The 24963-nt window shown below is 71.0% G+C and carries 22 protein-coding genes and 1 tRNA gene; 16 read left to right on the top strand and 7 right to left on the bottom strand.

Features of this window, described 5'->3' with window-relative positions; all coding sequences use genetic code 11:
* The 11 genes from J2851_RS08975 (at position 1) to J2851_RS08925 (ending at position 11583) form a co-directional block, all read left to right on the top strand.
* Positions 1-558: a COG4648 family protein gene (locus tag J2851_RS08975; RefSeq protein ID WP_209765860.1), complete on the top strand. Its 558-nt coding sequence runs from the start codon at positions 1-3 to the stop codon at positions 556-558.
* Positions 555-2276 carry an ApeI family dehydratase gene (locus J2851_RS08970; RefSeq protein WP_209765859.1) on the top strand — a complete coding sequence of 574 codons (1722 nt, stop codon included), beginning with the start codon at positions 555-557 and terminating at the stop codon, positions 2274-2276. The genes J2851_RS08975 and J2851_RS08970 overlap by 4 nt, the downstream gene beginning before the upstream one ends.
* Positions 2273-3961 carry a glycosyltransferase family 2 protein gene (locus tag J2851_RS08965; RefSeq protein WP_209765858.1) on the top strand — a complete coding sequence of 563 codons (1689 nt, stop codon included), beginning with the start codon at positions 2273-2275 and terminating at the stop codon, positions 3959-3961. The genes J2851_RS08970 and J2851_RS08965 overlap by 4 nt, the downstream gene beginning before the upstream one ends.
* Positions 3958-4365: an acyl-CoA thioesterase gene (locus J2851_RS08960; RefSeq protein WP_209765857.1), complete on the top strand. Its 408-nt coding sequence runs from the start codon at positions 3958-3960 to the stop codon at positions 4363-4365. The genes J2851_RS08965 and J2851_RS08960 overlap by 4 nt, the downstream gene beginning before the upstream one ends.
* On the top strand, positions 4362-4979 hold the full coding sequence (locus J2851_RS08955; RefSeq protein WP_209765856.1) for a LolA family protein: 618 nt from the start codon (positions 4362-4364) through the stop codon (positions 4977-4979). The genes J2851_RS08960 and J2851_RS08955 overlap by 4 nt, the downstream gene beginning before the upstream one ends.
* Entirely contained in the window at positions 4976-7327 is a 2352-nt protein-coding gene (locus tag J2851_RS08950) for an MMPL family transporter (RefSeq protein ID WP_209765855.1), read from the top strand. The genes J2851_RS08955 and J2851_RS08950 overlap by 4 nt, the downstream gene beginning before the upstream one ends.
* Positions 7328-7408: 81 nt before the next feature.
* Entirely contained in the window at positions 7409-7969 is a 561-nt protein-coding gene (locus J2851_RS08945; RefSeq protein ID WP_209765854.1) for a DUF3261 domain-containing protein, read from the top strand.
* Positions 7966-9171, top strand: coding sequence for a beta-ketoacyl-ACP synthase (locus J2851_RS08940; RefSeq protein WP_209765853.1), 1206 nt, complete (start codon positions 7966-7968; stop codon positions 9169-9171). The genes J2851_RS08945 and J2851_RS08940 overlap by 4 nt, the downstream gene beginning before the upstream one ends.
* A complete protein-coding gene (locus J2851_RS08935; protein WP_209765852.1) occupies positions 9168-9638 on the top strand; it encodes a hotdog family protein in 471 nt (156 codons plus the stop codon). Before J2851_RS08940 ends, J2851_RS08935 begins: the two co-directional genes overlap by 4 nt.
* Positions 9635-10360: a 3-ketoacyl-ACP reductase FabG2 gene (locus J2851_RS08930; protein ID WP_209765851.1), complete on the top strand. Its 726-nt coding sequence runs from the start codon at positions 9635-9637 to the stop codon at positions 10358-10360. The genes J2851_RS08935 and J2851_RS08930 overlap by 4 nt, the downstream gene beginning before the upstream one ends.
* Positions 10360-11583 carry a beta-ketoacyl-ACP synthase gene (locus J2851_RS08925; RefSeq protein ID WP_209765850.1) on the top strand — a complete coding sequence of 408 codons (1224 nt, stop codon included), beginning with the start codon at positions 10360-10362 and terminating at the stop codon, positions 11581-11583. Before J2851_RS08930 ends, J2851_RS08925 begins: the two co-directional genes overlap by 1 nt.
* A gap of 204 nt (positions 11584-11787) precedes the next feature.
* On the opposite strand, the gene J2851_RS08920 is transcribed toward J2851_RS08925, so the two are convergent.
* Positions 11788-14196, bottom strand: a complete 2409-nt coding sequence (locus tag J2851_RS08920; RefSeq protein ID WP_209765849.1) for a transketolase-like TK C-terminal-containing protein — start codon at positions 14194-14196, stop codon at positions 11788-11790.
* Between the two features lie 138 nt (positions 14197-14334).
* Between J2851_RS08920 and J2851_RS08915 the strand changes: the two genes are divergently transcribed.
* On the top strand, positions 14335-14817 hold the full coding sequence (locus J2851_RS08915) for an Lrp/AsnC family transcriptional regulator (protein WP_209765848.1): 483 nt from the start codon (positions 14335-14337) through the stop codon (positions 14815-14817).
* On the opposite strand, the gene J2851_RS08910 is transcribed toward J2851_RS08915, so the two are convergent.
* The 3 genes from J2851_RS08910 to J2851_RS08900 form a co-directional block, all read right to left on the bottom strand.
* Positions 14778-16019, bottom strand: a complete 1242-nt coding sequence (locus J2851_RS08910; protein WP_209765847.1) for an MFS transporter — start codon at positions 16017-16019, stop codon at positions 14778-14780. The genes J2851_RS08915 and J2851_RS08910 overlap by 40 nt on opposite strands.
* A 201-nt stretch (positions 16020-16220) precedes the next feature.
* Positions 16221-18479 carry a xanthine dehydrogenase family protein molybdopterin-binding subunit gene (locus tag J2851_RS08905; RefSeq protein WP_209765846.1) on the bottom strand — a complete coding sequence of 753 codons (2259 nt, stop codon included), beginning with the start codon at positions 18477-18479 and terminating at the stop codon, positions 16221-16223.
* A 14-nt stretch (positions 18480-18493) separates the two neighbouring features.
* Positions 18494-18940: a (2Fe-2S)-binding protein gene (locus J2851_RS08900; RefSeq protein ID WP_209765845.1), complete on the bottom strand. Its 447-nt coding sequence runs from the start codon at positions 18938-18940 to the stop codon at positions 18494-18496.
* Between the two features lie 263 nt (positions 18941-19203).
* Between J2851_RS08900 and J2851_RS08895 the strand changes: the two genes are divergently transcribed.
* Positions 19204-20415, top strand: a complete 1212-nt coding sequence (locus J2851_RS08895) for a sensor histidine kinase (protein WP_209765844.1) — start codon at positions 19204-19206, stop codon at positions 20413-20415.
* Here the strand turns inward: J2851_RS08895 and J2851_RS08890 are convergent.
* On the bottom strand, positions 20397-21059 hold the full coding sequence (locus tag J2851_RS08890) for a response regulator transcription factor (RefSeq protein WP_209765843.1): 663 nt from the start codon (positions 21057-21059) through the stop codon (positions 20397-20399). The two genes, J2851_RS08895 and J2851_RS08890, sit on opposite strands and share 19 nt — an antisense overlap.
* Positions 21060-21201: 142 nt before the next feature.
* Positions 21202-21573, bottom strand: a complete 372-nt coding sequence (locus J2851_RS08885; protein ID WP_209765842.1) for a response regulator transcription factor — start codon at positions 21571-21573, stop codon at positions 21202-21204.
* Positions 21574-21883: 310 nt separating this feature from the next.
* On the opposite strand from J2851_RS08885, the gene J2851_RS08880 reads away from it, so the two are divergent.
* On the top strand, positions 21884-23176 hold the full coding sequence (locus J2851_RS08880) for an MFS transporter (protein WP_209765840.1): 1293 nt from the start codon (positions 21884-21886) through the stop codon (positions 23174-23176).
* 119 nt (positions 23177-23295) lie between these two features.
* Here J2851_RS08880 and J2851_RS08875 read toward each other — a convergent pair.
* Positions 23296-23372, bottom strand: a tRNA-Arg gene (locus tag J2851_RS08875).
* Positions 23373-23612: 240 nt separating this feature from the next.
* Here J2851_RS08875 and J2851_RS08870 point away from each other — a divergent pair.
* Positions 23613-24131 (top strand): hypothetical protein, encoded by a 519-nt coding sequence (locus J2851_RS08870; protein ID WP_209765838.1) that lies wholly within the window; start codon positions 23613-23615, stop codon positions 24129-24131.
* Between the two features lie 50 nt (positions 24132-24181).
* Positions 24182-24892: a phosphatase PAP2 family protein gene (locus J2851_RS08865; RefSeq protein WP_209765836.1), complete on the top strand. Its 711-nt coding sequence runs from the start codon at positions 24182-24184 to the stop codon at positions 24890-24892.
* The last annotated feature ends 71 nt before the right edge of the window (positions 24893-24963 follow it).

The following is a 24963-nucleotide window of genomic DNA, read 5'->3' as shown; positions in this document are numbered from 1 at the left end:
GTGCCCGTCGTCGCCAAGGCGGCGATGCTCGTGCTGAGCCTCGCCTACCCGGGCGCGGTCTATCTGGGCCGCGGGGCGGTGCCGCCGCTGGCCTTCGTCGCCGTGGCGCTGGCGCTGATCGGGCTGCGTCTGGCCGGCTCGGCCAGCCCGGCCGCGCGCGTCTGGCGGGCGCCGCTGGCGGGGGCCGCGGTGGTCCTGGCGGCGCTGGCTCTGCTTGACCCGGCGCTGGCCGCCAAGTTCTACCCGGTGGTCGTCAGCCTGGGCTTCGCCGCCGCCTTCGGCGTGACGCTGCGCCACCCGCCCAGCCTGGTCGAACGCTTCGCCCGCCGGACGGAACCCGACCTGCCGCCGCGCGGCGTGGCCTATTGCCGCGCCGTCACCGCGCTGTGGACCGGCTGGCTGCTGCTGAACGCAGTGATTGCCGCCGGGTTGGCCCTGGCCGGCGACGACGCGGCCTGGGCGCTGTGGACGGGGCTGCTGTCCTACTTGGTCACCGGCGCGCTGTTCGCCGGGGAAATGCTCGTCCGCCGCGCCGTGCGCCAGCGGGGGACGGCATGACGGCGCAGGCACTGTCCCGGCTGTTCGCTGAGGGGTGGTCTGTGGACCGTCCCGTCGCGGTCACCGATGGCGGGACGATCAGCTTCGCCCGCTTCCGGGCCGACGTCGCCGGCAACGCCGCACGGGTGAGGCGCGCCGGCGGACGGCGCGGGCTGCTGGTGACCCAGGACGCCTATTGGGGGGCGGTCGGCCTGTTCGCGCTGCTCCACGCCGGGGCCGAGGCGATTCTTCCGCCCAACGCGCAGCCCGGCACCATCGCCGGGCTGGCCGGGGCCTGGGACCTCCTCCTGTGCGACCAACCACGGACCGGCGACGGGAACGCCCTGGTGCTGGAGCCGGGCGGGGAGGGTGCCGCGCCCGGTCCCCTCGACCCGGCGGCGCCGGTGACGGTCTTCACCTCCGGGTCTACCGGCGAGGCCAAGCGCATCGCCAAGACGCTCGCCCTGCTGGAGCGGGAGGCGGCAACCCTCGACCGCGTCCTCGGGGCCATGGTCCCGGCGGGGGCGACGGTGCACGGCACCGTGGCGCACCAGCATGTCTACGGGCTTGCCTTCCGGCTGTGCTGGCCGCTGGCGAGCGGGCGGGTGATCGCCGGGCCGGCGCACGAGCTGTGGGAAGGCGCCCTGTCCGCGCTGGCCGCGGGCGACGCGCTGGTCACCAGCCCGGCGCACCTGTCGCGGATGGACGGCATCGGCCGGATCAATCTGGAACGGCGGCCGAGCCTCGTCCTGTCCGCCGGCGCCCCTTTGGCCGAGGCGGCGGCCGAGCACGCCGCCGCCCTGTTCGGCGTGCCGGTCACGGAAATCTTCGGCAGCACCGAGACCGGCGCCATCGCCCTGCGCCATCGCTCGACGCCGGACCCGGTCTGGCAACCGCTGCCGGGCGTCGCTGTGGAGGCGGACGGGGCCGGGCTGATGCGCGTGCGCTCCCCCTTCGTGGCCGGCGATGGGCTGTTCGAGGGCGCCGACCGCATCGCCCTGGCGGAGGGGGGCGGCTTCCGCCTGCTCGGCCGGGCCGACCGCATCGTGAAGATCGAGGGCAAGCGGGTCAGCTTGGCCGAGGTCGAGGCCCGCCTGCGCGCCTTGCCGGAGGTGGCGGACGCCGTCGCCGTCAGCCTGCCGGGCGAGCCGCCGCGCCTCGCCGCCGTGGTGGTGCCCAGCGGCGTGGGTGCCGCGCGCCTCGCCGAGGTGGGCGCCTTCCGCTTCGGCCGGCAGCTGCGCCGCGCGCTGGCCGCCACGCAGGAACCCGCCGGCCTGCCCCGGCACTGGCGTTTCCTGGACGCCCTGCCGTCCGGCCCGCTCGGCAAACGGCGCCACGCCGACATCGCATCGCTGTTCGAGGACACCGCGTCCATGGAGCAATCCTCCCAACGTCCGACCGAACCCGACGTTCGCGCCACGCGCCCGCTGCCCGACGGAGTGGAGCTGGATCTGTTCCTGCCCGCCAGCCTCGCCCAACTGGAGGGGCATTTTCCCGGCATGCCCATCGTGCCCGGCGTGGCGCAGATCGACTGGGCGGCGAGGCTGGCGGCCCGGCATCTTGGGGCCGGCGACGGGGTGGCGCGGAGTTTCCAGGTGAAGTTCCGCCGCGTCACCGTGCCCGACGCCACGGTCACGCTGACGCTCCGCCACGTCGTCGCCCGGCGGCGGCTGACCTTCGAATACCGCAGCGCCGACGAGGTGCTGACCAGCGGCTCCATCGCGCTGGAGGGGCCGTGACCGCGCCTTTCCGCCCCTGCGCTATCGTGCCGAGCCACAACCACTGGCGCGCCGTGGGCGCGGCGGTGGCCGGCCTGCGCGCGCAGGGGCTGCCGGTCTTCGTCATCGACGACGGCAGCGGGGAGCCGGCGCGCGCCGCGCTCGCCGCCCTGCACGACCCGGCGGGCGGCGTGACCGTGCGCCGGCTGGAGCTGAACCAGGGCAAGGGCGGCGCCGTGATGGAGGGGTTCCGCATGGCGCTCGCCGGCGGCTTCACCCATGCCGCCCAGGTCGACGCGGACGGGCAGCACGACCCGGACGCCGTGCCTGGGCTGCTCGACCTCGCCCGCCGCAACCCGGACGCGCTGGTCACCGGCGTGCCCGTCTACGACGCGACCATCCCGCGGGGGCGCGCCATCGGCCGCTGGGTCACCCATGTCTGGGTCTGGGTGGAGACGCTGTCGCTGCGCATCCGCGATTCCATGTGCGGCTTCCGCGTCTACCCGCTGGCGGCGGTGGAGCGGCTGCTGGCCTCGGGCGAGCGGATCGGCCGGCGCATGGACTTCGACACGGAGGTGATGGTCCGCCTGTTCTGGCGCGGCACGCCGGTCGCCGAGCTGCCCGTGCGCGTCACCTACCCGCCGGACAACACCTCCAACTTCGACCTGCTGCGCGACAACGTCCGCATCTCGCTGATGCACACGCGGCTGGTCGTCTCCATGCTGCTGCGCCTGCCCGGCATCCTGCGGAACCGGCCGCGCCGGGTCGGCCGCAGCAGCCATTGGGCAGGCCTCGCGGAACGGGGGATGGGCTGGGGCCTGCGCTTCTGCGCGGCGGCCTACCGTCTGCTGGGGCGGCGCGCCTGCCTGGCCGTCATCGCGCCGGTGATCCTCTACTTCTACCTGACGGGGGCGGAGCAGCGCCGCGCCTCGGCCGCCTTCCTGACGCGCGCCTTCGCCGCGCGCGGGGAAGGGCGGCGGCCGACCTGGCGCGACGGTTTCCGCCACTTCCTGTCCTTCGCCGGGCGGGCGCTGGACAGTTTCGCCGGCTGGACCGGCCGGCTGGGGCCGGAGGTGGTGGTGCCCGGCGAGACCGACGCGTTGCGCGAGGCGGCGGGGCGGGAGCGCGGGGCGCTGTTCATCGTCGCGCATCTCGGCAACGTCGACCTGTCGCGCGCCGTGCTGGACGCGGCGACGCGGCGGCGCCTGCTGGTGCTGGTCCACACCCGCCACGCCGAGAACTACAACCGGCTCCTGCGCGACTGGAACCCGGAGGCCGCGGTCAACACGCTCCAGGTCACGGAGGTCGGGCCGGAGACCGCCATCGCGCTGAAGGAGCGGGTGGAGCAGGGCCAGTGGGTCGTCATCGCCGGCGACCGCGTGCCGGTGCAGAGCCGGGGGCGCGTCAGCCTCGTGCCCTTCCTGGGGGAACCGGCGCCCTTCTCGCAGGGCCCCTACATCCTGGCGGCCTTGCTGGACTGCCCCGTCTACCTGCTGTTCTGCCGGCGCGAGGGCGACCGCCACCGGCTCGACGCCGAAAAGCTGGCCGAGCGCGTCGTCCTGCCCCGCGGCAAGCGGGAGGAGGCGCTGGCCGGCTACGCCGCCGCCTTCGCCGGTCGGCTGGAGCACCACGCGCTCGCCGACCCGTACCAGTGGTTCAACTTCTTCGATTTCTGGGCCCGCCCGGAAGGGAGCAAGGCTTCATGATTTCCGCAGACGTCACCATCCAGGCCCAGTTCTACGACCTGGACCCCATGGAGGTGGTCTGGCACGGCAACTACGCCCGCTACCTGGAGCAGGCGCGCTGCGCCCTGCTGGACCGGATCGGCTACAACTACCCGGACATGGCGGCGTCCGGCTTCATGTGGCCCATCGTCGACATGCAGCTGAAGTATGTGCGGCCCATCCGCTTCGCCCAGACCGTGGTCGTCACCGCGACGCTCGCCGAGTACGAGAACCGCATCCGCATCGACTACCGCATCCGCGACGAGAAGACCGGGGAGCTGCTGACCAAGGCCCGCACCGTGCAGCTGGCCGTGCACGCCAAGACCGGCGAGCTGTCCTTCGAATCCCCGCCCATCCTGATCGAGAAGGTGAGGGCCCTGCTGTGACCCGCATCATCCTTGCCCTGCTGGCTTTCCTTGCCTTTGCGCCCTCCGCCCTGGCCGCGCCGCCGGAACCCGCGACCCTGGCCGAGGGGCAGGTGCTGCGCGGGCGCTTCGTGCAGGAACGGCACCTGAAGGGCTTCCAGAACCCGCTGAAGAGCGAGGGGCGCTTCACCCTGGTGCCCGGGCGCGGCCTGCTGTGGCGGACGGACAAGCCCTTCGCCATGACCACGGTGATGAGCCCGTCCGGCATCGTGCAGGAGGTGCGCGGGACGGAAACCATGCGGCTGCCCGCGTCCAAGCTGCCCTTCCTGTCGAAGCTCTACGCCATGCTCGGCGGCGCGCTCGGCGGTGACCTGCGGTCGCTGGAGGGGCTGTTCGCCGTGACGCGGGAGAGCGACCCCGCCGGCTGGCGGATGGTGCTGGTGCCGCTGAAGGCCGACGACCCGGCCATGCCGATCCGCCGCATCACGCTGACCGGCGCCCGCCTCGTCGAGGCGGTGGAGATCGTCAAGCCCGAGGGCGACAGCGACATACTGCGTTTCCTCGACCAGGAGCTGATCGCGGGGCCGCCGGCGGAGGACGAGGCCGGGTTGCTGGGGGCCGCGGACCGGTCATGAGCCGGCGCCTCGCCGCATGGGCGTGGCTGGCGCTGGTCCTGCTGGCCGGCCTCCACCTCGTCCACCGCATCCAGGACGGGCTGACCTTCCGCACCGACCTGCTGGCGCTTCTGCCGCGGGAGGAACAGGATCCGGTCCTGCAACGCGCCAACGAGGCGGTGTCCCGCGCGCTGGGGCGCCGGGTGGTGGCGCTGGTCGGCGACACCTCGCGGGAGCGGGCGCGCGCCGCGGCGCAGGCCCTGTCCGCCGACCTGAAGGCGACCGGGCTGGTGTCCGCCGCTGGGGACGAGATCGGCGCCGACCGGATGAAGGCGATGGGCGCCCTCTACTTCCCGCACCGCCGCGGCCTGCTGAGCGAGGGCGACCGCGCGCTCCTGCTCGCCGGGCGGGGGGAGGAGATCGCGCTGCGCGCCCTGTCGCAGGCCTACGGCGTGTTCGGGATGGCCGACGCCAACCTGCTGCGCGCCGACCCCTTCCTGCTGCTGCCGTCCTTCTTCACCGGGCTGCCCTTTCCCCTGTCGAAGCTGACCCCCGACGACGGGCTGCTGACGGTGGTGGAGGACGGCACCACCTGGATCCTCGTCACTGCCCTGCTGGCGGGGGAGCCGTTCGAGCTGGACGTGCAGGAGCGCGTCATCGGCGCCTTCGACGCGGCGGTGGAGCGGCTGCGGCGGGACTCGCCCGGCCTCCAGGTCAAGCGGCTGGGGGCGGTGTTCTTCGCGCAGGCCGGGTCGCAGGCGGCGCTGAGCGAGTCCAGCTGGCTGTCCACCCTGTCGCTGGGCGGGACGGTGCTGCTGATCCTGCTGGTGTTCCGGCGGGTCGGGCCGTTGCTGCACAACCTGCTGGCGCTGGGCGTCGGACTGGGTGTCGGCCTGTCCGGCAGCCTGTTCCTGTTCGGGGAGCTGCATGTGGCCGCGCTTCTGTTCGGGACCAGCCTGATCGGCGTCGCGGTGGACTACAGCCTGCACTACAGCGCCTGCCTGTTCGACCGGACGGCCGGCACGCCGCGCGAACGCCTCGCCCACGTGCTGCCGGGCATCCAGTTGGGGCTGCTGACCACGCTGATCGGCTACATGGCGCTGATGCTGGCACCATTCCCGGGGCTGCGGCAGATCGCGGCCTTCTCCATTCTCGGGCTGCTGGCGGCCTTCCTGACGGTGGCGCTGTGGCTGCCGGCGCTCGACCGCTCAGCACCCCTGCGCCACGGCGACGGCCTGCTGGCCGCCGCCGGCCGCCTGTGGCGCTTCTGGGAGGACGCGCGCTGGCGCCCGGCGCGGGCGCTTCTGCTGGTCGCGCTGGGCCTCGTCGGGGTGCTCGGCCTGTCGCGGCTGCACGTGGACGACGACGTGCGCCGGCTGCAATCGCTGTCGCCTGAGCTGGTGCGGGAGCAGGAGGAGATCCAGCGCCGCATCGGCGCCACCACCGCGACGCAGTTCCTGCTGGTCCGCGCGTCCGACGACGAGGCGGCCCTGCGGCGGGAGGAGGACATCGCCGGCGCGCTGGCCGCGCTGAAGGGCGACGGGGCCATCGCCGGCTATCAGATGCCGGCGTCCTTCGTGCCCTCCGCCCGGCGGCAGGCGGAGAACCGCGCCCTGCTGCGCGGCGCGCTGGAGGGGCCGTACCTCGCCGCCCAGCGCGAACAGCTCGGCCTGCCGCCGGCACCGCCGGAGAAGGACGGGGAGGCGGTCGCCCCCCTGACGCTCGCCGCGGCGCTCGGGCGGGGCGACGTGCCCTTCCTCGGCGAACTGGTGCTCGGCCCCGGCCTGCACGTCGTCGCCTTGCAAGGGCTGACCCGGCCGGACGCCGTGCGGGCGGCGCTGGCCGGCGTGGAGGGCGTGCGGTTGGTCGATCCCACCGCCGACTTCAGCGCGCTCTTGGGCAAGTACCGGGAGCGGGCGATGCTGCTGATCGCCGGGTCGGCCCTGCTGATGGTGCCGGTGCTGGTCTGGCGCTATGGCTGGAGGGGGGCGCTGCGCACCATGCTGCCGTCGTCCCTGGCGCTGGCGATCGCCCCGGCCGTGGCGGCGCTGGCCGGGCAGGGCTTCACCTTCTTCCACGCCATGGCGCTGGTGCTGATCCTGTCCGTCGGGGTCGACTACAGCATCTTCTGCGCCGAATCCGGACCCGCTTCCAGGGCGGGGGAGGGCGGACCGGACCGGCGGCCGGTCACCATGGTCGCGGTGTGGCTCGCGACGCTGACGACGCTGCTGTCCTTCGGGCTTCTGGCCTTCAGCCAGGTGGCGGCCGTCCACAGCTTCGGCCTGACCATGCTGGTGGGCGTGTCGCTGTCCTTCCTGCTGGCACCGCTTGCCGCGAGGCCGAAGGTCACAACACCAGCGCGTGCGTAACTCGTGAGTTGATGTAAGATCGCGCGTCTTTCAGAGGGTCTTCGCGTCTTGGTTCATGCCTTTCGGAAATCGGTCCTGGGATTGGCCGTCCTGCTCGGCGCCTGCGCCACCGGTCCCGGCACGGGGCCGGACGCGCGGGCGCCGATGATCGGGCCGACGCAGCGCCTCGCCCTGCCGCGCCCGGCCGACCTCGGCCGCAGCGTGGAGGCGGCCCAGCTCATCACCGCGCGGCGCGGCGGCGACACCTTCGTGTTCGAGGGGCACGTCAGCGTCACGCCGGAACGCTTCACGCTGGTCGGGCTCGACACGCTGGGCCGGCGGGCCATGACCGTCACCTGGACCGACGCCGGCGTGGAGGTGGAGACGGCGCCCTGGCTGCCCGACGGCGTGCGGCCCGGCGCCATGCTGGCCGATCTCGTCGTGCTCTATTGGCCGGACGCGGTGGTGCGCAAGGCGCTGGCCCCGGCGGGGGCGGAGCTTGCAGCCGACGCCACGTCGCGCACAGTGCGCGCCGACGGGCAGGACCTGCTGCGCGCGCGCTACGGCTGGACGGTGGGCGGTCCCTGGACCGGCACGCTGACCTACGCGAACCTCGCCTGGGGCTACGAGATCGAGGTGCAGTCGCAGGAGCAGGGCCAATGAGCACCGGCTTCGGGCTGCCGGCCATGGGGCTCGCCACGCCGATCGGCACGGGCACCGCCGCGGTCGCCGACGCGCTCTTCACCGGCACGCGGGCCGGGCTGGCGGCGCGGGAGGGCTTCATCCCCGGCCGCGCGGTCCATGTCGGTGCGGTCAACGATCCGCTGCCGCCCGTTCCCGCCGGGCTGGAGGCCTGGGACTGCCGCAACAACCGCCTGATGCTGCTGGCGCTGGACCAGATCGCCGGCGCGGTGGAGGACGCCGCCCGCCGCTTCGGCCGGCACCGCGTCGCCGTCGTGCTCGGCACCAGCACCGCGGGCATCGCGGAGGGGGAAGCGGCCTTCGCGGCCTTCCAGCGCGACGGCGCCTGGCCCGCCGGCTTCCATTATCGCCAGCAGGAGACCGGCGGCCTCGCCGACTTCGCCGCCCGCGCCCTGGGGCTGACCGGGCCGGCCTACACGGTGGCGACCGCCTGCTCCTCCAGCGGCAAGGTCTTCGGCTCCGCGCGCCGGCTGATCCGCGCCGGGCTGGCCGACGCCGCCGTGGTGGGCGGGGCTGACACGCTGTGCCGCATGACGGTGGGCGGTTTCGCCTCCTTGGAAGCGGTGTCGGGCGGGCTTTGCGCCCCCTTCAGCGCCAACCGCGACGGCATCAACATCGGGGAGGCCGCAGCCGCTTTCCTGATGACGCGGGAGCCGGCGGAGGTGAACCTGCTCGGCGTCGGCGAAAGCTCCGACGCGCACCATGTCAGCGCGCCCGACCCGGAAGGGCGCGGGGCGCTGGCCGCCATGGCGGCGGCGCTTGATGACGCCGGCCTGGCGCCGCGCGGCATCGCTTACGTCAATCTGCACGGCACCGGCACGCCGCTCAACGACTCCATGGAGGGCAAGGCGATGAGCGCGCTGTTCGGCGCCGACACGCCCTGCAGCTCCACCAAGGGCATGACCGGCCACACACTGGGCGCCGCCGGGGCCTGCGAGGCGGCCTTCCTGTGGCTGACCCTGCACCGGGCGCACAACCCGGCGGGGTTCCTGCCGCCGCACCTGTGGGATGGAGTCGCCGACCCGGCCATTCCGCCGCTCGCCCTGACGGCGCCGGGCGCGGCGCTGCCCGACCCGCAGGGGCCGGCGGCGATGCTCAGCAGCTCCTTCGCCTTCGGCGGCAGCAACGTGGCGCTGGTCTTCGGGCGGGGAGGCCGACCGTGAAATCTTGTCCCTACCCGATGGACGCCCTGCTGCCGCACGGACGGCCGATGATCCTGCTGGACGAGGTCGTCGGGCGCGACGACACGCGGCTGGTCGCAGCACTCACCGTGCGCGCCGGCGCCCCCTTCTTCGAGGCCGGGCGGGGCATGGCCGCCCATGTCGCCATCGAGTGGATGGCCCAGGCCTGCGGCGCCTTCGTCGGCGCGGAGGCGCTGGAGAGCGGCGGGCCGGTGCGCCTCGGCCTGCTGCTCGGCACGCGGGACTTCAAGGCTGCCGTCTCCTGGTTCCCCGAGGGAACGCGGGTGGAGGTGACCGCCGCGCTCGTCTACCGGGACGGGGAGATGGGCGTTTTCGACTGCATGGCCGTGGCGGACGGGCGGGAGGCGGCGAAGGCCCAGCTGACCGTCTACCAACCGGCCGACACGGCGGCGCTGCTGGCGAGCCAGGGGGTTAAAGTCTCATCATGACACGCACGATACTCGTCACCGGCGCCAGCAAGGGCATCGGCCGCGCCATCGCCGAACGGCTGGCCCGCGACGGCTTTGCCATCGTCGTCCATTACGGGCGCGACGCGGACGGGGCCGAGGCCACGCTGGCCGCCATCGCCGCGGCCGGCGGGCAGGGGCGGACGCTCGGCTTCGACATCGCCGACCGCGCGGCCTGCCGGGCGGCGCTGGACGGCGACATCGAGGCGCACGGCATGTATTACGGCGTCGTCCTGAACGCCGGCATCGCCCGCGACGCCGCCTTCCCGGCCATGTCGGACGAGGATTGGGACAGCGTGCTCGGCACCAACATGGACGGCTTCTACAACGTGCTGAAGCCGCTGGTCATGCCCATGGTCTCCGCCCGCAAGGGCGGGCGCATCGTCACGCTGTCGTCGGTGTCGGGCGTGGCGGGCAACCGCGGGCAGGTCAACTACAGCGCGGCCAAGGCCGGCATCATCGGCGCCACCAAGGCGCTGGCGATCGAGCTGGCGAAGCGGGCCATCACCGTCAACTGCGTCGCCCCCGGCGTCATCGACACGGCCATGGTCGAGGGGCTGCCGATGGACGAGGTGATGAAGGCGGTGCCCATGCGCCGCCTCGGCCGGCCGGAGGAGGTGGCGGCCGCCGTCGCCTTCCTGTGCTCCGACGAGGCCGGCTACATCACCCGCCAGGTCATTTCGGTCAACGGGGGCATGGTCTGATGCGCCGGGTCGTGGTCACGGGATTCGGCGGCGTCACCGCGCTGGGGCAGGACTGGCCGTCCATCCGCGCCCGCATGGACCGCGGGGAAACCGCCGTCCGCACCATGGCGGAGTGGGAGCGGTTCGACGGCATCAACACCCGCCTCGCCGCCCCCGTCCTGGACTTCTCCATCGAGGACCGCTACCCGCGCAAGAAGACGCGCACCATGGGGCCGGTGTCGCGCATGGCCGTCTACGCCACCGAACGCGCGCTGGCCGACGCCGGCCTGACCGACGACCCGGTGGTGAAGGGCGGGCGGACGGGCATCGCCTACGGCTCCTCCTTCGGCAGCCCGGCGCCGGTCCTCGCCTTCGCGGAGCTGATGAAGGAGGGGCGGTCCAAGACGCTGAACGCCACCAGCTACATCCAGATGATGAGCCACACGGCGGCGGTGAACATCGGCCTGTTCTTCGGCGTGACCGGCCGCATCATCACGACCAGCAGCGCCTGCACCTCGGGCAGCCAGGGGATCGGCTACGCCTACGAGGCGATCCGCTTCGGCAAGGCCGACGTCATGATCGCCGGCGGCGCCGACGAGCTGGACGTGACGGAATCGGCCGTCTTCGACACGCTGTTCGCCACCTCCACCCGCAACGACCGCCCGCACAGCTCGCCCCGCCCCTACGATCGCGACCGCGACGGGCTGGTGATCGGCGAGGGCGCCTGCACCCTGATCCTGGAGGAGCGGGAGCGCGCCATCGCCCGCGGCGCCCGCATCCACGCGGAGCTGGTCGGCTTCGGCAGCAACTCCGACGGCAACCACGTCACCCAGCCCCAGGCGGAGACCATGGAGATCGCCCTGCGGCTGGCGCTGGAGGATGCCGGGCTTGCCCCCGAGGCGATCGGCTTCGTCAACGGCCACGGCACGGCCACGGAGTGGGGCGACATCGCCGAGACCAAGGCGACCAACGCCGTCTTCGGCGAGCGCATGCCCATCCACTCGCTGAAGAGCTATTTCGGCCACACGCTGGGCGCCTGCGGCGCGCTGGAGGCGTGGCTGGGCATCGAGATGATGCGGGAGGGGCGCTTCGTTCCCACCGTGAACCTGGACGCGGTGGACGAACGCTGCGCCCCCCTGGACTACGTCACCGGCGCGGCGCGGCCGCTGGACACCGAATACCTGATGTCCAACAACTTCGCCTTCGGCGGCATCAACACCTCGCTAGTCTTCCGCCGGGTGTGATCTGAGATTCTTCAGGTAAAAGCCCTTCTCCCCTTGGGGGAGAAGGGTTGGGATGAGGGGTCGTTACCGCCGGAAGGCGGGACAAAAATTTCCGGCCGACATTCGTCGGCGCCACCCTCACCCCGACCCCTCTCCCCTCAAGGGAGAGGGGCTTTTCTTCGTTTATCAGTGACTTGTCGTCGTCTTAAGACGATGGGTACGCTCTCACACCGCCCGCAGGTACCGCACCGGGCGGCCCGGCGTCAGGGCCTCCGCTGCGCGCACGATGCCCTGGGCGTCGATGCCGTGGTGGCGGTAGAGGTCGGCGATGGTGCCGGTCTGGCCAAAATGCTCCACGCCCAGCGCCCGCGTCCGGTGCCCCTGCACGGAGCCGAGCCAGCCCAGCGTCGCCGGGTGCCCGTCCACCACCGTGACCAGCGCGCAGTGCGGTGGCGCGCCCTCCAGCAGGCGCTCCACGTGGGAGCGGGCGTGGCTGAGGCCGCGCTCCCGCGCCCGCTGCGCAGCACTCCAGCCCGCGTGCAGACGGTCGGCGGAGGTGACGGCCAGCAGCCCGACGTCGCGCCGGTCCTCGCCCAGCATGCCAACCGCCTCGATCGCCTCCGGCGCGACGGCGCCGGTGTAGGCGACGATCACCTGCGCGTTCGGCCCCGGCCGGCGCAGCCAATAGGCGCCCTGCACGATGTCGCGCTCCAGCTCCGGCGTCATGGTCCGGGTCGGCTGCTCCAGCGTGCGGGAGGACAGGCGCAGGTAGACGGAGCCGCCCGTCTCGTCGCGCAGCCAGTTCTGCTCGTCGGGCTCCCCCTCGCCGTCGCGCTGCATGTAGTCGAAGGCCCAGCGCATGACCACCGACAGCTCGTCGGCGAAGGCCGGCTCGAAGGTTGCGAGGCCGTCCTGGGCCATGCCGACCAGCGGCGTGGCGATGGACTGGTGCGCGCCGCCCTCCGGCGCCAGCGTCACGCCGGACGGCGTCGCCACCAGCAGGAAGCGGGCGTCCTGGTAGCAGGCGTAGTTCATCTGGTCCGCCGCCCGCATGATGAAGGGGTCGTAGACCGTGCCGATGGGCAGCAGCCGCTCCCCGAACAGCGAGTGCGACAGGCCCAGCGCCGACAGCAGGATGAACAGGTTGGACTCGGCGATGCCCAGTTCCATGTGCTGGCCATTCGGCGAGAAGTCCCACGTGTAGGTCGAGGGGATGCGTTCCTTCTTGAACAGGTCGGCCATGGCGCTCTTGGCGAACAGGCCGCGCCGGTTCACCCAGGCGCCGAGGTTGGTGGACACCGTCACGTCGGGCGCGGTGGTCACGATGCGCTCCGCAAGGCCCGTCTTCTCGCGGCCAAGTTCGTTCAGGATCAGGCCGAAGGCGGCTTGCGTGGACAGGCTCTTCTGCGCCGGGACGGGCAGGGCGGCGGGAACCGGCACGGGTGCGGAGGCGTGGCGGCGGCGCCCCTTGGCGGCGAAGGGCACCCGCTTCAGGAAGCCCGACAGCGTGTCGGCCGGCAGGCCCAGCCCCTCGAAATGGTCCCACTCGTGCCCCGGCCGGACGCTGTTGGCGGCGCGGAACGCCTCCATCTGCGCCGGGGTCATCAGCCCGGAGTGGTTGTCCTTGTGCCCGGCCAGCGGCAGACCGGCGCCCTTGATGGTGTAGGCGATGAAGCAGACCGGCCGGTCGTGCGTGCGCGCCTGGGCGAAGGCGTCGAGCAGGGAGGGCAGGTCGTGGCCGCCCAGGTTGCCCATCAGCCGAGCCAGTTCCTCGTCGCTGCGGCGTTCGATCAGTTGCGAGACCGGGCCCTGGTCGCCCAGCTCGTCCATCAGCCGCTTCCGCCACGCGGCACCGCCCTGGTAGGTCAGGGCGGAGTAGAGCTGGTTCGGGCACTGGTCGATCCATTGCCGCAGCCGCTCGCCGCCGGGCTCCTTGAACGCCTGCTGCATCAGCGTGCCGTATTTCAGGATCACCACGTCCCAGCCGAAGGCGCGGAAGATGTTCTCCAGCCGCTCCCACAGCCCTTCGCGGATCACCGCGTCCAGGCTCTGGCGGTTGTAGTCGACGATCCACCAAGTGTTGCGCAGGCCGTGCTTCCAGCCCTCCAGCAGGGCCTCGAAGATGTTGCCCTCGTCCATCTCGGCGTCGCCGACCAGCGACACCATGTGCCCCTCCGGCAGGTCCTTCGCCCAGCCCTTGGCCTTCACGTAGTCCTGCACCAGCGAGGCGAACAGCGTCTGCGCCACGCCCAGCCCGACGGAGCCGGTGGAGAAGTCCACGTCGTCCACGTCCTTGGTGCGGGACGGGTAGGACTGCGCGCCCTTGAAGCCGCGGAAATTCTCCAGCTTCTCGCGCGTCTGGTTGCCCAGCAGATACTGGATGGCGTGGAAGATGGGGCTGGCGTGCGGCTTCACCGCGACGCGGTCCTCCGGCCGCAGGGCCGAGAAGTACAGCGCCGTCATGATGGTGGCGAGCGACGCGGACGACGCTTGGTGCCCGCCGATCTTCAGCCCGTCCAGATTGGGGCGGACGTGGTTGGCGTTGTGGATCGTCCAGGACGCAAGCCAGAGGACCTTGCGCTCCAGCTCGTGCAGGCAGGCGAGGTCGGCTTGGTTCGGAACGGTCGCGGCCATGATGTCCCCCTTCGGCGGAGCGGCGGTCGATGATTGGTCAAACCTATCATTTGTGTCCTGGCAGAAGTTTGCAAAGTGGCGCCGAAAGCCAGCCTCGTTTAGCATCGGATTGCGTCAAAACTGAAAACGCGACAGCCGATGCCAAAAATCAAACTCGACCGCATCGACCGGAAGATCCTGGCGCTGTTACAGCAGGACAGCCGGCAGCACAACAACGAACTGGCGGAGCGGGTCGGCCTGTCGCCCTCGCCCTGCCTGCGGCGGGTGAAGGCGCTGGAGGATGCCGGCGTCATCACCCGTCACGTGGCGTTGGTCGATCCGGCCACCGTCGACCTTGCGGTGAACGTCTTCGTCAGCGTCAGCCTGGAACGCCAAGTGGAGGAGCGCATCGACGCCTTCGAGCAGGCTGTGATGGACCTGCCCGAGGTGATGGAATGCTACCTGATGACCGGGGATGCCGATTACCTGCTGCGCGTTGTCGTGCCGGACTTGGCGAGCTACGAGCGCTTCCTGAAGGAGCATCTGACGCGCATCCCCGGCGTCGCCAACATCCGCTCCAGCTTCGCGCTGAAGCAGGTGCGCTACCGCACGGCGCTGCCGCTGGCGCATTTGGCGGAGTGAAGCGGGGCCGCGGCCGGACGCTCCTTCCGCGCGGGCATGTACTCCAGCGCGCAGGCGGCGGCGACGCAAAGCGCGCCGACCCAGCCGAGGTCGCGCACGCCGCCGACGCTGAGCACCAGCGCACCCAGCGCCGCGCCCACCGAGAAGCCGAAGTAGTGGAAGGAGGCGTTCACCGACAGGATGATCGACGCGCCCTGTGGGCCGACGATGGAGATCAGCCGCGCCTGCTGCGCCGGGTAGAAGGCCCAGGCGGCGAAGCCCCAGACCATGATCGCGACGAAGGCGGGGACGAGCGCCAGCGACGGCGGCAGCGTGTAGGCGGTCAGCGACAGGCCGGCGAGCGCCAGCGCGATGGCCGGCAGGGTCAGGCCCACCACCCGCTTGCTGCCCAGCCGGTCGTTGGCGCGCCCGCCCAGCGTCAGCCCGACGAAGGCCGCGATCCCCCAGGCGAACAGCGCGGCGCCCACGGCCGCCCCTTCCAGTCCGGTGACGTGCTGCAAGTAGGTGGCGAGGTACGGGTAGGTGGTGAAGGGGCCCATGGCCCACAGCGTCATGATCGCCAGCGGCCGGCGCACCGCCGGGTTCTTCAGCGCCTCCAGCCGCGCGCCGAGGCTGACGACGGTGGTGGACGCGCCGATGGACCGCGGCAGCCCGACGAACAGCCCGGCGACCGCCACCACGGCCAGCGCCGCGACGCCGCCGAAGGTCATGCGCCAGCCCAGGCTGTTGCCGACCACGGCTCCCAGCGGGACGCCGAAGACGATGGCGAGGCTGAGGCCGCTCGTCACGATGGACAGGGCGCGGCCGCGCTCCGCCGGCGGGACCAGCGTGCCGGCCAGCGCGTTGGCGTTGGGAACGAACAGCCCCGCCGCCATGGCGAGCAGCACGCGCGCCGCCATCAGGCCGGTATAGCTGGTCGCCACGGCCGCCACCACGTTGGCGGCCACGAAGGCCAGCATCGTGACGATCAGCAGCAGGCGCCGGCTGACCGCGCCGGTCGCCGCGGTGAGGACGGGCGAACTGGCCGCGTAGGTCAGCGCGAAGATGGACACCAGCTGTCCGGCCGCCTGCTCGCTGACCGACAGGTCCGCGGCGATGTCGGGAAGGATCGCCGCGATCATGAAGCTTTCCGTGCCGACCGCGAACGACCCGAGGGCCATCCAGTAGAGCGGCGCCCTGGATGTCGGAAGGGGGGAGGACATAGGGGACAATTCCTGAACGGATCCGCGCAAGGCCGGTGTTGCCCGACCAGACGGCCGGATGTGGCTGTTCGGGACAGGGTAGGCCTGCATGGGCGCGGCTTGAATGTCGCGGATGCATCCTTTTCGGACATTCGCGACAGTCAAGCCGTCCCGCTCATCATGCGGTCGGCGGATGAACACATCCAGTGCCCGCCGACCGCATCAGACGTCGATCTTGGCCTTGGCGAGGGGAAGGCTGCGGATGCGCTGGCCGGTCAGGGCGGCCACGGCGTTGACCACGGCCGGCGGCACGCCGGGAAGGCCGGGTTCGCCGACGCCGCCCATGGGGGCGCCGCTCTCCACGATTTCCACATGCACCGCCGGCATGGAGCGGCGGGTGAGGATCGGGTATTCGTCGAAGTTGTGCGACTGGCGGACGCCGTCCTTGTAGACCAGCTCCTCGAACAGGGTTGCCGACAGGCCCAGCGCGACCGCCGATTCGACCTGCGACTTCACGATGGCCGGGTTGACGATGCTGCCGGGATCGAAGGCGACCCAGACGTTGTGCACCCGCGTCTCCCCACCCTCGATCGACACCTCGGCGATGGTCGCCGTCTCCGACCCGAAGGGGGAGGCCATGGACACGCCGCGCGCCCGCTTGCCGCCGTCGGCCTCGTACGGGCCGCGCTTCCAGCCACCGGACATGGCGGCGACCGTCTGGAGCAGCTTCTGATGCCGCGGCTTGTCCTTCAGCAGCTCCATGCGCAGCTCGAACGGGTCGCGCCCGCCGGCCACGGCGATCTCGTCCAGGAAGCCTTCGTAGAAGAAGTCGTTCATGGAATGGCCGACCGACCGCCAGAAGGCGATGGTCACGGGGTGCGCGACCTTCACATACTCCATGCTGCGGTTCGGGATGGCGTAGGGCTTCTCCGTGATGCCCTCGACGGCGGAGGCGTCCACCGGGCCGGGGAACACCGAACCGAACCAGCGGCCGATCGGCCCTTCGCCGACCGTGCGGACCTGGATGGCGGTCGGCCGCCCGTCCTTGTCGAGCGCCGCCTTGAAGCGGCTGAAGCTGAGGGGGCGGACGGCGTCCATCCGGAACTCCTCCTCGCGCGACCACAGCACCTTGACCGGCCGCTTGGTGGCCTTGGCGAGCTGGATCGCCTGGAGGAAGGGGTTGGAGCTGCCGTAGAGGAAGTGCCGGCCGAAGAAGCCGCCGAGGATCGGCGTGTGAAGGATGACCTTCTCCGGCGGCAGGCCGGACGCCTGGGCCGCAACGGACTGGAACAGCTCCGGCATCTGGTTGGGGACCCACAGCTCCAGCGTGCCGTCGGCGTTGAAGCGCGCCATGGAGGAGGGCGGCTCCAGCTGCCCGTGGGCGAGGTAGGGCGCGTCGTACTCCGCCTCCACCACCTTGTCTGCCGTGGCGAAGGCGGCGGCGGTGTCGCCCTCCGACTCAGCCGATGCGCCGGACGCGGTGGACGACTTCAGCGCCGCTAGGATGCCCTGCGAGGAATAGTCGGCGGCCACCGTGTCGAAGCCGGTCGCCTTGGGCTTCGACCAGCCGACCTGGAGCGCTTCCACGGCCTTGCGGGCGCGCCACCAGCTGTCGGCCGCCACGGCGACCGCGCCCGGCAGACGGTGCACCGAATGGACGCCGGGCATGGCGGCCACCGCGGACTCGTTGGCGACGGACTCCACGGTCGTGCCGAGGTTCGGGGCGTGCTGGACGGCGGCGTAGAGCATCCCGTCCAGCTTCTGGTCGATGGCGTAGACCGCCTTGCCCGTGGACTTTGCCCGCACGTCCAGCCGCGCCACCGGCTGCTTGATGTAGCGGAAAGTCGCCGGGTCGCGCAGCGCCACGGACTCGTTGGGCTTCAGGGTCAGCGCCTCGGCGGCCAGATCGCCGTAGGCGAGCTTCTTGCCGGAGGCGGCGTGGACGACGTGGCCGTCCTCCGTCGTCAGGCTCTCCGGCTTGACCTTCAGGCGTTTGGCCGCGGTGCGGATCATCATGTCGCGGGCGGTGGCACCCAGCTTGCGCATCAGCGGGTAGCTCGACCGCGTGGAGAAGCTGCCGCCGGTCATGCGCAGGCCATTGATCACGGCGTAGTCCGGGCCCGGCGGCGCGCATTCGACGGTGAAGCGGCTGGGGTTGACGTCCAGCTCCTCCCCGACGATCTGGGCCATACCGGTGCTGATGCCCTGGCCGCCCTCCACGAAGGGGCTCAGCAGCGTGACGGTGTTGTCCTTGCCGATGACCAGGAAGGCGGGGACGCGGGTGCCGGGCTTGATGGCTGTGGCCTCGGCCGCCCGCGCGATCCGGGGAAGCCCGGGCACCAGGGCGCCGAGCACGAGCGCGCTCGTGCCGAAGCCGAGGAAGGAGCGGCGGGACAGGTTGGTGACCCCGTCGGCGCGCATGAAGGGAACGGCCGACAGGGCCTTGGGTGATAGGGCCTTCGATGACAGAAGCTGGTCCATGATGCGTCCTCCCCTCAGCCGGCGGCTTGGCGGATGGCCGAGGCCACGCGGTTGTAGGTCCCGCACCGGCACAGGTTCGTCATCGCGTCGGCGATGTCCCCGTCGGTCGGCTTCGGGTTGCTCTTCAGCAGCGCGGTCGCCGCCATCACCTGGCCGGACTGGCAATAGCCGCACTGCGGCACCTGGGTGGCCACCCAGGCCTCCACCACCTTGCGGCCGACGGGATCCTCCTCGATCGCGTCGATCGTGCGGATGTCGGCGGCGCCGACGCTGTCGACCGGGACTTGGCAGGACCGGGTGGCCGTGCCGTCGATCATGACGGTGCAGGCGCCGCACTGGGCGATGCCGCAGCCATACTTGGTCCCGGTCAGGCCGAGCGTGTCGCGCAGCACCCACAGCAGGGGCGTGTCGGCTTCGACCGCAACCTCATAGGCGCGGCCATTGACGTGGATGGTGGTCATGGCGGTGTCCGTGTTCGGGGGCCGGAGGCCGTTCGCGCTGTATTTCCCAAGCCGATGTCCGTGCGCGTCCCGGCTTGGGCAGCGATTCAGTCTTGCTCGACACGCCTGGGCTTGTGATCCATCCCTAGGTATTACGGCCCTCCGCCATGGCCGGTCCGGCCGCGGAAAAGGCCGGGAATTGCGGCGCTCGACCGGGCACCGCATACTTTGATATGAGTCGGCCGCGGGTGCCGCCGATGGCAGGGAAGCAAGAAGCAAGGACTATGGACATCAACCATTCCGACGTCTTCTACATCTCCCCCATCGCCATCCTCTGCGAGGACTGGTCGGGCGTGAAGAAGGCGGTCGACGAGGTCATCGCCGGGGGCGTCGATGATTTCGCCGGGTTCCTGGACGCCAACCCCGACTTCATCCAGGAGGTGCGCCGCACGCACCGCGTGCTCGACGCCAACCGGGCGGCGCTCGACCTCTTCGGCTACGACGACAAGGACACCTTCCTGCGGGAATCGAACCGGCTGCTTCCGGCCAACCGGGCCAGCAACACCCAGGTGCTGATGGCCATGGCCCACGGCGAGACGGTCTGCCAGGGGGAGCGGGTGCTGCAGGTGGCGGACGGCCGCGCCGTCCCCATCCTGTGGCGGGCCAGCCTACCGGCCACGTCCGAGGGGTTCGATCACCTTTACTTCTTCGCCGTCGACACGACCGAGCTGAAGCGCGTGCAGGCGCAGCTGCTGACCGCGCAGACGAACCTCAGCCACGCCGGGCGGCTGTCGCTGGTGGGAGAGCTGTCAGCGTCGCTGACGCACGAGGTGTCGCAGCCGCTGGTCTCCATCGCCGGCCACGCCGCGGCGGCCTCGCGCTGGCTCGCCCGCGAGACGCCGAACCTGGAGGAGGTCGCGGCCAGCCTGGCCCGCATCACCGCCAGCAGCCGGCACGCCGTGGAAATCGTGGCGAAGATGCGGGCTTTCGCCCGGCGGGCGGATCTGGTCCCAACCCAGCTGAGGCCGCAGGACTGCGTCGCCGACGCCATCGCGCTGATCGACCACGAGGCCTACCGCCAGAAGGTCACCATCGGCATCGACATCCCCCCGGGCACGCCGATGGTGCTGGGGGACCGGACCCGGATCCAGCAGGTGATCGTCAACATCGCCTTCAACGCCATCCAGGCGATGAACGGCTTCACCGGGCCGGAGCGGCGGATCGCCATCAGCGCCGCCGTCGAGGATCCGGATTTCGTAACCGTCTCCATTTCCGACACCGGCCCCGGCATTCCGGAGGACGTGCTGCCGCGCATCTTCCAGCCCTTCTTCTCCACCAAGGCCGAGGGCATGGGGCTGGGCCTGTCCATCTGCAAGACGATCGTCGAGGAGCATGGCGGGCGGCTGTGCGGGCGCAACGGCCCGACGGGCGCCACCATCGCCTTCACCCTTCCGATTGCAAAAGGGTCGGGTGTCGATCAGCCCGTCGCGCCGTAGCGGGTCACCGACCGTTCGCGCACGCCCAGCGTTTCGGCCATGCGGACGAGGTCGGCCAGGGACTGCGCGTTCATCTTCCGCATCAGGTTGCCGCGGTGGATCTTGACCGTCACCTCGCTCAGCTCCAGGCGCCCGGCGATCTGCTTGTTCATCAGCCCGGCGGTCACCAGGGACATGACGTCGCGTTCGCGGGGGGTCAGCTTGGCGTAGAGCGTGCGGATGCCGTCGTCCTGGCTCGTTTCGGCCCGGCGCTTGCGGTCCCGCTCCACGGCCTCGCCGACCGCCGCCAGGACGCCCTCCTCGGTGAAGGGCTTGATCAGGAAATTGACCGCGCCGGCCTTCATGCCGCGGACGGTCATGGGAATGTCGCCCTGGCCGGACATCAGGACGACCGGGACCTTGACGGCGTTCTCCACCAGGGCGCGCTGGAAATCCAGCCCGTCGGCGCCATCCAGCCAGATGTCGAGCATCAGGCAGGCGGCGGCGTCGACCGCGTCGCTGGCGAGATAATCCTCCGGAGAGGCGAAAGTCAGCACGTCGTACCCGACCGAGCGCAGCAGGCTGTCCATCGCGCTGCGGACGTCCGCGTCGTCGTCGATCACGCAGACCAACGCGTCCCTGTTCTCCTGAATGCTGCTGGCCATGTGGTCTCCACGAGTCTGCGCTCCCCCACCCACGTGATCGTACCAGCCGGCCCAGGGTGCGGCAAACTGCGCAGGGGCATTGTTCTTGAAATCCTGACCGGGACGTCAGGACCGTGCGGGGGCGTGTCGCCCGGTCCCTCTCCTAATGGCTGCTTGGCTCGACGGCGGACTCCACCGAGTTGAGCAGGTCTTCCGGATCGAGCGGCTTGGTCAGGAAGGCCGAGGCGCCGAGGTCGAGCGACCGGTTGCGGACGACCGGCGTCGGGAACGCCGTCATCAGGATGATCGGGAAGGTGCATCCCCTCTGGCGCAACGCGGCCTGCAGATCCAACCCGTCCATGCCGTCCATGTTCAGGTCGGTGATCAGGCAGTCGGTCCGCCCCGTGTAGGAGATGAAATCTTCGGCTGACGGGAAGGTGCAGACCTTCATGCCGACCGAGCGCAGGAGGCTGTCGAGGCTGTCCCGGACATTCTCATCATCATCGACGACGCAAATCGTAGGAACCGTCCGCACAACATCTCACTCCAGCCAAGGCGTGCCCCGCCGACCATCGTCAACGCCTGCGCGATATAACAGCAACCGGAAGAAAACCGCGCCATTCATACCTCGGTATAGGGTGCCGGGACCACGGTGAATCCGGCGCACGTTCCGGCACGCAAGACCTATTATGTCCGGAATGGGTGGAAAAATGTCGTTTGTCCAATCCTCATAAGCCATTAGCCTTTTTATGGGCTGGCGTGAGCTTGGCCCCGTGCCGGCTCTCCGGCGCGGCTGGCGGAACGATGGTTTACGGTGAGCGGTCTTGACGATACCGACGCGTGGGATGAACGAAGCCGATGGCCGTTTGAGGCCGCCGTCCCGGTTCGCGACGGTGCTGGCGCTGTCCTTGGGCAACGCCATCGAGATCTACGATTTCACTGTTTACAGCTTCTTCTCGCTGACGATCGGCAAGCTGTTCTTCCCCGTCCAGTCGGAGTTCGGTCCGTTTCTCCTGGCGCTGCTGACCTTCGGCATCGGCTTCGTCGTCCGTCCCCTGGGCGGGATCGTGATCGGCGCCTACGCCGACCGGGCCGGCCGCAAGCCGGCGCTGGTGATGACCATCTCCCTGATGGCGCTGGGCACGCTGCTGATCGGCCTGTGTCCGACCTACGCCGACATCGGCCTGCTGGCCCCCGCGGCCATCGTCGTCGGGCGGTGCCTCCAGGGCTTCTCGGCGGGCGGGGAGATCGGCGTCGCGACGACGCTGCTGATGGAGATGGGCCGTCCGTCCGGCCGCGGGCTGCGCGTCAGCTGGCAGATGGCCAGCCAGGGTGCGGCGGCGCTGTGCGGCGCGCTCAGCGGCTACATCCTGACGACCGCGCTGCCGCCGGGCGCGCTGGAGGCGGGGGCGTGGCGCATCCCGTTCCTGGTCGGGCTGCTGATCATCCCCGTCGGCCTCTATGTCCGCTGGACGCTGCCGGAAACGGCCGTGGGGGGAGGGCGGCGGACCGTGGTCCTGCGGGATCTGGTGTCCGGGCACGGCCGCACGCTGTTCGCCGGGGTGCTGATGATCATGGGCGGGACGGCGTCGACCTACGTCAACATCTACTACATGCCGACCTACCTGATCAAAACGATCGCCCTGCCGCCGCAGAGCGCCTTCCTGGCGGGGTGCTTCGCCGGCGCGACCCTGCTGATCGTGGCACCACTGGCCGGCCGCCTGTCGGACCGGCTGGGACGCCGCCGGCCCTTCGTCTTCTGGTCCTGGCTGGGAACCGCGGTGCTGACCTACCCGGCCTTCTGGGTCGTCGTCCAGACGCAGAGCGCGACGGCGGCGCTCGTCGCCTTCGTGGTGCTGATCGGCTTCAACGCGGCGGGGTCCGGATCCTGCCTGATCATGGTGATGGAGAATTTTCCGCGCGGCGTTCGGGCGACCGGACTGTCGGTCGTCTACAGCGTCGGGGTGTCGATCTTCGGCGGCTTCGCGCCCTTCGTCGTGACCTGGCTGATCAGCGTCTCGGGCAGCCCCATGTCGCCGGCCTTGTACGTCATGGCCTGTGCCACCGCCGCCCTGTTCGGCGTGACCCGCCTGCGCGAGCGGCCGGAGCCGGAAGGCGCCGTTCCGGCCCAGAGCTGATCGCAGAGGCGCCGAACGCCCAAGCACGAAAAGCCCGGCATCGCGCCGCGGGATCGGACGATCCAGCCGAAGCGAAGCAGGCGGTGGTTTTTTTGCGGAATTCTTAAAAAAGGAGAGAGTGGCGCGCCCGAAGAGATTCGAACTCCTGACCCCCAGATTCGTAGTCTGGTGCTCTATCCAGCTGAGCTACGGGCGCTTCCCTCTGCCGCGGCGTCCGGCGTTGCCGTCCGCGGTAGGCGCGCTTTTTAATGGGGCCTGGATCGGAAGGCAACCAAAATTTTGCCCCTGGAGCGAGATTTCTGAAAGGACCATAGTTCCTGGCCATAGTTGCTGGAACTGAGGGCTCCGCCGATTGGCGGACTTTCGATCGGATGGCGGCCGTCCTACCTTGCGGCGGGGCGATCACGCCGTGACTTGAGGAGTTCAGGGGATTGGCATGGTGATGAAGGCGGTGGCGACCAGGCTTGCGGGTCTGACGGCGATGGCGGCCGGCCTGTTTGCGGCCGGGGTGATGGTCGGTTCCGACGGTGCCCGCGCCGCGGACATCCTGCTGTCGGCGGCCGTCGGCGAGGAGACCGTCCAGCTGGTGCAGGCGGCGCCGAAGGTCATGCAGGTCGTGGTCAACGACAAGGTGGTGTACGAGGACCGCGACGGCGCCTCCTTCGCCTTCGTCAACGCCTACAACCTCCAGGGCCGCTGGCTGGTCCTGCTGCGGCAGAGCGCCGACGGCGGCTGCGCCGCGCGGTTCCGCGTGCTGGACCTGACCGCGGCGAAGCCCACCGTCTCGCTGCCCTTCGGGACGTGCAGCGAGGCGCCGCAGGTCGCCATGGCCGACCGGACCCTGACCGTCTCCATGCCCGTTATTGACGGCAAGGGGACCGACGGCAAGCGCGCCGCCGCGAAGGGCACCGCCGCCTGGAACTACCAGGAAGGCATGCTGGTCCGGGTGCGGTGATCGAGGGCGCGGTGATGCGGGCGCAAGTGATTGGAAAGCGGTAGGGGCGCATGTTCATCGCGTTGAACAAGGCCGTCACGCTTCTCGGCAGCGCGCCCGTGGTGCTGCCGGTGTCCGGCGTGCTGGCCGCCGTGCTGTGGCGCCGCCATTCGGTGAAGGCCGCGGCGGGCTGGGTCGCGGCGCTGGCCCTCATGGTGGCGGTCGTGATGCTGCTGAAGATCGCCGGCCACGCCTGCAACGTCCATTTCCTCGACGACCGGCTGACCAGCCCCAGCGGGCACGCGGCGCTCAGCGCCGCCGTCTACGGGGCGGTCGGCGTGGTGGTCGCGCGCCATGTCGAGGGTTGGCGGCGGAACGCCTTCCTGCTGGCGGTGTTCGGCGTCGTCGCCGGGGTGGCGGTGTCCCGGGTCATCCTGCGCAGCCATTCGGTGACGGAGGTGACGGTCGGCCTCGCGCTGGGCGGGCTGGCGGTGGCGGCCTTCGCGCAGGGCCTCGCCCGGATCGCCCGGGCGCAGGCCGCGGAGGTGACGGTCGGGCAAGCGCCGCCGCCCCTGTCGCCTTCGCCGTGGCGGTGGCCGTCGTCCCCGCTGGTCGTGGCACCCCTGCTGGCGGTGGCGGTCCTGCTGCTCGGCGCGGGGGCCGTGACCTTCGGCAACCGAACCACGGCGGAGCCGATGCTGAAGCACATCGCCATGCTCCTGCGCCAGGACGATGTCCTGTGCGGGCCGGTGTCGCCGCTGGACAGCCTGCTTCCGCGATAAGCTTTTGAGGGGCCGGGCGCTTCATCCACGCCCGGCCTTCGCTTGTCTTGACGGCACTTCCCGCCGTGCCG

Origin of the sequence: Azospirillum rugosum (genome assembly GCF_017876155.1) — a bacterium.
Classification (GTDB): Bacteria; Pseudomonadota; Alphaproteobacteria; order Azospirillales; family Azospirillaceae; genus Azospirillum; species Azospirillum rugosum.
Note: the sequence above shows the minus strand (reverse complement) of the source record. Positions and strands in the feature narration are given on the sequence as shown.